Here is a 6,570-nt window from a genome sequence, read left to right on the forward strand (position 1 = left end):
CATGGCCCTCCTGCATGCCAAGGACCTGACGCTGCAATACGAGCAGCGCAAGGTTGTTGAGGGGCTCTCCACGGAGATTCCCGAAGGCAAAGTCACCATGATCGTCGGTGCCAACGCCTGCGGAAAGTCCACGTTGCTGCGCGGATTGTCCCGACTTTTGAAGCCAAGCGGCGGCGCCGTGACGCTGGACGGCAAGGACATCCACACCCGCCCGGCCCGGGAACTCGCCCGTACGCTGGGCCTGCTGCCGCAGCACCCCACCGCGCCCGACGGCATCACCGTCCGCGACCTCGTTGGCCGTGGGCGGTACCCGCACCAGGGCTTCTTCCGGAGCTGGAGCGCCAACGACGACGCCGCGGTGCAGCGCGCGCTCGATGCCACAGACACGCTGGGGCTCGCTGAGCGGAGCATCGATGAACTGTCCGGCGGGCAACGCCAGCGGGTGTGGATTGCCATGGCCCTGGCACAGGAAACCGACGTCCTGCTGCTCGACGAGCCCACCACATACCTGGATCTTGCCCACCAAGTGGAGGTCCTGGACCTGGTCACGGACCTCAACCGCAGCCGCGGCACCACGGTAGCCATCGTGCTGCACGACCTCAACCTGGCCGCACGATACGCCGATCACGTCATCGCCATGAAGGGCGGCTGCATCGTCGCCGAGGGCCCCGCAACCGAGGTGGTCAACGAGGAATTGGTGTCCAACGTTTTCGGCCTGGAATCCCGCGTGGTTCCGGACCCCATCTCAGGAACCCCGCTGATCATCCCGATCGGACGGCATCACGCCGAGCCCGCACGAACCAACGAACTGGAGATCGCCTCATGAGTGCACAACCGATCCAGGCCACTGCAAGTGCCGCCGTGGAACCCATGACCCTCGCCTTCGATGTCACCGTGACGGCCGTGCAGGAGCTCAGCCCGAACTTCCGCCGCATCACGTTCGGTGGCTATTCGCTGCGTGGTTTCGGGGTTGCCGGCGACACTTTGGACCTTCGCGTGAAGCTGATGATCCCGTCCTTCGACGCCGACGGCAACGCCATTCCACTGCCTCCCTTCAACATGGAGGAAGCCGGCTGGTACAAGGAATGGCTTGCCATGGATCCGTCTGTCCGCGGCGACATGCGCACCTACACGGTCCGGTCGGAGCGGCTTGATGCCGTGTACCCGGAGATCGACATCGACTTCGTGATGCATTTTGATGAGCACGGCAACGGTGGTCCCGCCGCGAACTGGGCCGTGGCCGCGAAGCCCGGCGATGCCCTGACCATCATTGGCCCCAACAACCGCGCCGCCCAGTGCACCACCGCGGGTGCTTACGGCGGCATCGAATGGCGCCCGGGGTTGGCCCAGCGTGTGTTGCTCGCGGGCGATGAGACTGCGGTCCCGGCCATCAGCGCCATTCTGGAGAGCCTGCCCGCGGACATGACCGGCCATGCGTTCCTCGAGGTGCCGTCGGCAGCAGATTTCCAGGACATCACCACTGCAGCTGACATCGAGATCACCTGGCTTGCCCGCGGCGCGGCCATCGGACGCTCGCGCCCGCACGGCGAACTCCTTAAGGAAGCCGTTGCCAAAGCTGTTCCCGTTCCGGGCTGGGTGGGCCTCAAGGGATCGGACAGCGCTGCCGGCCCGGAGCCCGAAGACGTCAACGTGGACCAGGACATCCTCTGGGAAACTCCGCAGCGCATGGATGCAGCAGCTATTGAGGCCACCAAGAACCCCACCCTTCCCGCCGGCGCGCTTCCGTTCTACGCTTGGATCGCCGGCGAAGCGTTCGTGATCAAGGAGATGCGGCGGTACCTGGTGCGCGACGTCGGCATCGACCGTAAGCAGGTTGCGTTCATGGGTTACTGGCGGCGAGGCAAAGCGGAAGGCTGACCCTCTCGCACATTCCAACCGCCTGAGCGCATCCCTCTCTCACATTCCTACCGTTTGAGCGCATCCCTCGCTCACATTCCTACCGTTTGAGCGCACCCCTCGATCACCTGTTCACTTCAGGTTGGCGAGGGCTTAACCGGGGTCGGGTAGTTTCGGTGGGGTGCGGGAGGATTCAGGGGGCGGGAAAAACGCTCGACGGCGGTATGTCGCCATCGGGGATTCCTTCACCGAGGGCGTGGGGGACCCGAGCAAGGTCCTGCCCAACGGGGTCCGCGGCTGGGCTGACCGGGTGGCCGAGAAGCTCGCGAAAGCCCAGCCGGGTTGGGAGTACGCCAACCTTGCCGTACGCAGCAAGAGGTTACGGCACATCATCGATGAGCAACTGCAGCCGGCCATCGACATGGAGCCGACGCTCATCACCCTCTATGCCGGTGGGAATGACATCCTGGACTTCGGCACGGACATGGAAGCACTCCTGGATGACTACGAACTCCTGGTGGCGCGGCTGCGTGAAACTGGCGCAACCGTAGTCCTGTTTACGGGTTTCGACGTCAAGGTCTCGGCCGTCCTTGAGCCTTTCAAGAAGCGCAACACCCTCTACAACGAACGAGTCCGCGGGATCGCCTCCAAGTATGGTGCCTTGCTGGTGGATTACTGGTGCTTCGATGCTTACAAGGATTCGCGGATGTGGTCCCCGGACCGGCTTCACATGTCCAAAGCCGGACACAAATACCTGGCCGCCCAGGTGCTGGACCATCTGGACATTCCGCACAAGATTTCGCCCAAGGAATGGGAGCCGCCCACCCGTTTGACCCTCCGCGAGTGGGAGCGCCGGCAACGCCGCTGGGTCAACGACTGGGTGGTGCCGTTGTTCGGCCGTAAGCTGCGCGGAGTGACGCTGGGGGATTCACTGCAGCCGCGCTGGCCCCAACCGGTCAAAGTCCCGCGCAAGGGTGGCCTGAAGAAGCTCATGGAGGCATACCCGCGTTACCATCGGCGGTAATACGACTTTCGTGCCTCGCCATAATGAAATTGGTGAGAAGTTGGCCAAGGAAATCATGAAGCAAGCCAAGGGAGAGGACACCAAGTGAAGCTCGAAGTAACAGCCAGCCGCGACGGCCGGCTTTGGTTCCTGGAATCAACCCAGATCGAAGGTCTGACCACGCAGGCCCGAACCGTGTCCGAAATCCCGGAGATGGTGCGTGACTTGGCATCCCTGCTTACAGGCCGCCCCGAAACGGATTTTGACGTCCACATCACCTTTGACGCACCCGAAGTCACCGAGCACCTCAGGGCTGCTGCGGAGTTGGCTGCCAAGGCTGACGAGCTGAAGGCAGCGTCAGCGCGGGAACGTCACGAGGCCGCGATGGTGCTCAAACGCCAAGGGGTTACCGTCCGCGATATCGGGGCCGTCCTGGGAGTCTCGCACCAGCGAGCCCAGCAACTCGTCAGCCACTAACACGTACCTTCGTGCTTGCAACTGGCAGGAGCCCGGAAAGCTCAGCTGTCCAGCAGGTTCTCGTAACCCTCGGCGACGCTGGTGGCGGTGAACTCGATGATCTCGAAGTCGGCCACCCCGTTGCTGTAGAACGGGTCCTGTGCCAGGGAGGCGTCCAGGGCGTCCCGGTCCACTTTGGAGAGCAGCACGCCTCCCGTGGCTGGTACGCGACGTCCGGACGCAAGGAAGATGCCGTCGTCGAACGCTGCTTTAAGCCAGGCCATATGGCCCGGTCGGTGAAAGTCGACGATTTCGTCCGGAACTTTGTAGGTCAGGGAGACTACGAACATGCCGTCAGCCTATCGCCAGGGCAGCGTGCTGGGAGCTACCAAGTCAGCGGATTCTCATAAGATGGACCCATGAATCAACCCCGCTGGCTGAACGCCGACGAACGCCGCGCCTGGCTGGCCCTCCTGAGCATCAACACGTTGCTCCCCTCGGCGTTGGATACCCAGCTTCAGTCTGCCGGCAAGCTGTCCCTCTTCGACTACAACGTGCTGGCGATGCTCTCCGAAACCGAGGGTCGGTACCTTCCCATGAGTGAGCTCGCGGCCCGCACCAGTGCCTCGTTGTCGCGGCTTTCGCACGTTGTCACCAAGCTGCAGAAGCGCGGTTGGGTGGAGCGGCAGGCGCACCCCGGAGATGCCCGGGTGACAGTTGCGCATCTGACCGACGCCGGCATGGCCACCATCGTTTCGCTGGCCCCTGCGCATGTGGAATCGGTACGGACCCTGATGCTTGATTCGCTGAGCCCCGACGACGTTGCCGACCTCGCGCGCATCGGCGAGAAGATTGTTGCCCGGCTGGATAACAACCACTGGATCCTCCGCGATTCCTAGCAGCTGTACCGGGCTTTGGGGCTGTGGGCGCTGAAGTGGCAAACTGGCGGCATGGATTTTTCTGCCCGCTATGTGGCCTTGGGAGACTCGTTCACAGAGGGCGTCGGCGACGACGATCCCACGCGCCCCAACGGGGTTCGCGGCTGGGCTGACGTCGTGGCCACGCAACTCGCCCTGGGCAATCCGGGGTTCGGCTACGCCAACCTTGCCATCCGCGGGCGCAAACTCCGCCAGATAATGGCGGAGCAGGTGGACGCCGCCGTCGCCATGAAGCCCACCTTGGTGACCCTCTACGCCGGGGCGAACGACATCCTGCGGCCCAAGATCGATATCGACTCGCTTTTGGAGGAGTACGACGCCGGTATCGCCAGGTTAAGCGCGACCGGCGCCACCGTGCTGCTCTTCACGGGTTTTGACGCAAAAGGCTCCAAGGTTTTCAGCGCAATGCGCGGCCGCACCGCTATATACAACGAACTGGTTCGCGAGATCGCCGAGAACCATGGAGCCTTGCTGGTGGATTACTGGCGGTTCGATGAGTACGACGACTGGCGCTTGTGGGGTGAGGACAGGATGCACATGTCCACTGCCGGCCACCTCAACATGGCCAAGCGGGTACTGGATGTCCTGGAACACGAGCATGTGATGGACGTAGCCGAGCTCGCGCCCGTCAGGCTTTTGAACCGGGTGGAGACATTGAAAGCCAACGCGCGCTGGATCCGGGAATCTGCCGCACCGTGGGTGTCCCGCCGTCTCCGTGGCGTCTCTTCCGGCGATGGCCTCAGCCCGAAGTACCCCGAATTGATCAAGCCGCTCTAGGGGGAAACAAGGAGCGACCCGCCACGGTCCCGTCGGTGTAATGGCGGCGGGCTGTGGGAGCGTATGATGCCGGATTGGTCTTAATTTCGCCTGACCCGTAGAATAGTTAGGCGCTAGGTAGTGCGGATCGTGTGCAATTGCTCCGGTTGGTGGTGAGGTCAGTCTGACTGACATCCCGGTGGCCGGTAGTTAGGGGCTCAAGTTGCGTGCATTCCTGTATTCGCCCGGTATCCCAGGACCTGAGTTATTGCGGTCTTGTGGCCAGCCTTCTTCGCCGCACTTGATGCGGAAACTACCGAAATGGTGTGGACCCGGATGCGGACACTGCCTGTCGCACGGCAACGCAGGAACATCTGCACGCCGTTACATTCAATCTTTGGAGGAGAGTCATGGCAGCACACTGCCAAGTGACCGGAGCCGAGCCGGGCTTTGGACACAGCATTTCGCACTCGCACCGTCGCAACAAGCGTCGGTTCGACCCGAACATTCAGAAGAAGCGCTACTGGGTTCCGTCCCTGCGCCGTAATGTCACGCTGACCCTGTCGGCTCGTGGCATCAAGACCATCGACGTACGTGGCATCGACGCAGTCGTAGCCGACATCCTGGCACGAGGAGTGAAGCTCTAATGGCAAAGGACAAGGACGTACGTCCGATCATCAAGCTGAAGTCCACCGCGGGCACCGGTTACACCTACGTAACCCGCAAGAACCGTCGTAACGACCCGGACCGCCTGGTCCTGAAGAAGTACGACCCCAAGATCCGCCAGCACGTCGAATTCCGAGAGGAGCGCTAAACACATGGCAAAGAAGTCCAAGATTGCTCGCAACGAGCAGCGCAAGGTCATTGTTGAGCGTTACGCTGCCAAGCGTCTCGAACTGAAGAAGACCCTGGTTGACCCCAACGCGACTGACGAAGCACGCGAAGCTGCACGCCTCGGCCTGCAGAAGCTGCCCCGCAACGCCTCCCCGATCCGTCTGCGCAACCGCGACCAGATCGACGGCCGTCCCCGCGGCACGCTCCAGAAGTTCGGTATCTCCCGTGTTCGCTTCCGCGACATGGCTCACCGTGGTGAGCTCCCGGGTATCACCAAGTCTTCCTGGTAATCACGAAGCTCTGAAAGGGCCGGCAACCGTTATGGTTGCCGGCCCTTTTTGTGTTTCAGGACCCTCTCTCACGTTCCCGGGGTTTGGTGTGGTCGCTCGTTCACGTTCCAACCGTTTGGGGTGGTCGCTCTCTCACGTTCCCGGGGTTTGGTGGGTTCGCTCGCTCATGTTCCCGGGGTTTGGTGGGTTCGCTCGCTCAGTTGGTTGTTCGACGGCGGTGGTTGGGTTGGTTGGTTGGGTTGGTGTGTGATGGGCTTCACTTGGGCGGTTTGTGGGTGTTTTGGGTGTTTCGTCCGCTGTTTTGGCGGGGTTTTCCTTGTGTTTGCGGGGTTTTTGGGTGTGGTTTGGGTGGATTTGGTGTGGGGGTGGGGCGCGTGTAAAGTTATTCGAGTCGCCGCCGCTGATGCGGAATCATGGCGACCGACTCCCTTCAAAT

The 6,570-nt window shown here is 62.3% G+C and carries 10 protein-coding genes; 9 read left to right on the forward strand and 1 reads right to left on the reverse strand.

Annotated elements, in window-relative coordinates; translation table 11 throughout:
- Position 1 precedes the first annotated feature (1 nt).
- From ACFUOZ_RS19370 to ACFUOZ_RS19385, 4 genes are all read left to right on the forward strand, one after another.
- A complete protein-coding gene (locus tag ACFUOZ_RS19370; RefSeq protein ID WP_377551144.1) occupies positions 2–826 on the forward strand; it encodes an ABC transporter ATP-binding protein in 825 nt (274 codons plus the stop codon).
- On the forward strand, positions 823–1,878 hold the full coding sequence (locus ACFUOZ_RS19375) for a siderophore-interacting protein (RefSeq protein ID WP_377551147.1): 1,056 nt from the start codon (positions 823–825) through the stop codon (positions 1,876–1,878). The genes ACFUOZ_RS19370 and ACFUOZ_RS19375 overlap by 4 nt, the downstream gene beginning before the upstream one ends.
- Before the next feature lie 160 nt (positions 1,879–2,038).
- The gene (locus ACFUOZ_RS19380; protein WP_377551150.1) at positions 2,039–2,881 is read left to right on the forward strand and encodes an SGNH/GDSL hydrolase family protein; all 843 of its coding nucleotides are present in this window, start codon (positions 2,039–2,041) and stop codon (positions 2,879–2,881) included.
- A gap of 84 nt (positions 2,882–2,965) precedes the next feature.
- Positions 2,966–3,337 (forward strand): hypothetical protein, encoded by a 372-nt coding sequence (locus tag ACFUOZ_RS19385; protein WP_377551153.1) that lies wholly within the window; start codon positions 2,966–2,968, stop codon positions 3,335–3,337.
- A gap of 41 nt (positions 3,338–3,378) precedes the next feature.
- Here the strand turns inward: ACFUOZ_RS19385 and ACFUOZ_RS19390 are convergent, their stop codons facing one another.
- Positions 3,379–3,666: a YciI family protein gene (locus tag ACFUOZ_RS19390; protein ID WP_377551156.1), complete on the reverse strand. Its 288-nt coding sequence runs from the start codon at positions 3,664–3,666 to the stop codon at positions 3,379–3,381.
- A gap of 69 nt (positions 3,667–3,735) precedes the next feature.
- Here ACFUOZ_RS19390 and ACFUOZ_RS19395 point away from each other — a divergent pair, with 69 nt between their 5' ends.
- The 5 genes from ACFUOZ_RS19395 to rpsN all read left to right on the forward strand — a co-directional run bounded on the left by ACFUOZ_RS19395 (position 3,736) and on the right by rpsN (position 6,134).
- On the forward strand, positions 3,736–4,215 hold the full coding sequence (locus ACFUOZ_RS19395) for a MarR family winged helix-turn-helix transcriptional regulator (protein ID WP_377551159.1): 480 nt from the start codon (positions 3,736–3,738) through the stop codon (positions 4,213–4,215).
- Positions 4,216–4,266: 51 nt separating this feature from the next.
- The gene (locus ACFUOZ_RS19400; protein ID WP_377551162.1) at positions 4,267–5,031 is read left to right on the forward strand and encodes an SGNH/GDSL hydrolase family protein; all 765 of its coding nucleotides are present in this window, start codon (positions 4,267–4,269) and stop codon (positions 5,029–5,031) included.
- A 389-nt stretch (positions 5,032–5,420) separates the two neighbouring features.
- Positions 5,421–5,657 (forward strand): 50S ribosomal protein L28, encoded by a 237-nt coding sequence (rpmB, locus tag ACFUOZ_RS19405; RefSeq protein WP_144662315.1) that lies wholly within the window; start codon positions 5,421–5,423, stop codon positions 5,655–5,657.
- Positions 5,657–5,824: a 50S ribosomal protein L33 gene (gene rpmG / locus ACFUOZ_RS19410; RefSeq protein ID WP_003798558.1), complete on the forward strand. Its 168-nt coding sequence runs from the start codon at positions 5,657–5,659 to the stop codon at positions 5,822–5,824. Before rpmB ends, rpmG begins: the two co-directional genes overlap by 1 nt.
- 4 nt (positions 5,825–5,828) lie before the next feature.
- Complete coding sequence (gene rpsN / locus ACFUOZ_RS19415; protein ID WP_011776360.1) at positions 5,829–6,134, forward strand: 30S ribosomal protein S14; 306 nt, start codon at positions 5,829–5,831, stop codon at positions 6,132–6,134.
- Positions 6,135–6,570 lie beyond the last annotated feature (436 nt).

This window comes from Paenarthrobacter sp. NPDC057355 (genome assembly GCF_042667405.1).
Taxonomy (GTDB): domain Bacteria; phylum Actinomycetota; class Actinomycetes; order Actinomycetales; family Micrococcaceae; genus Arthrobacter.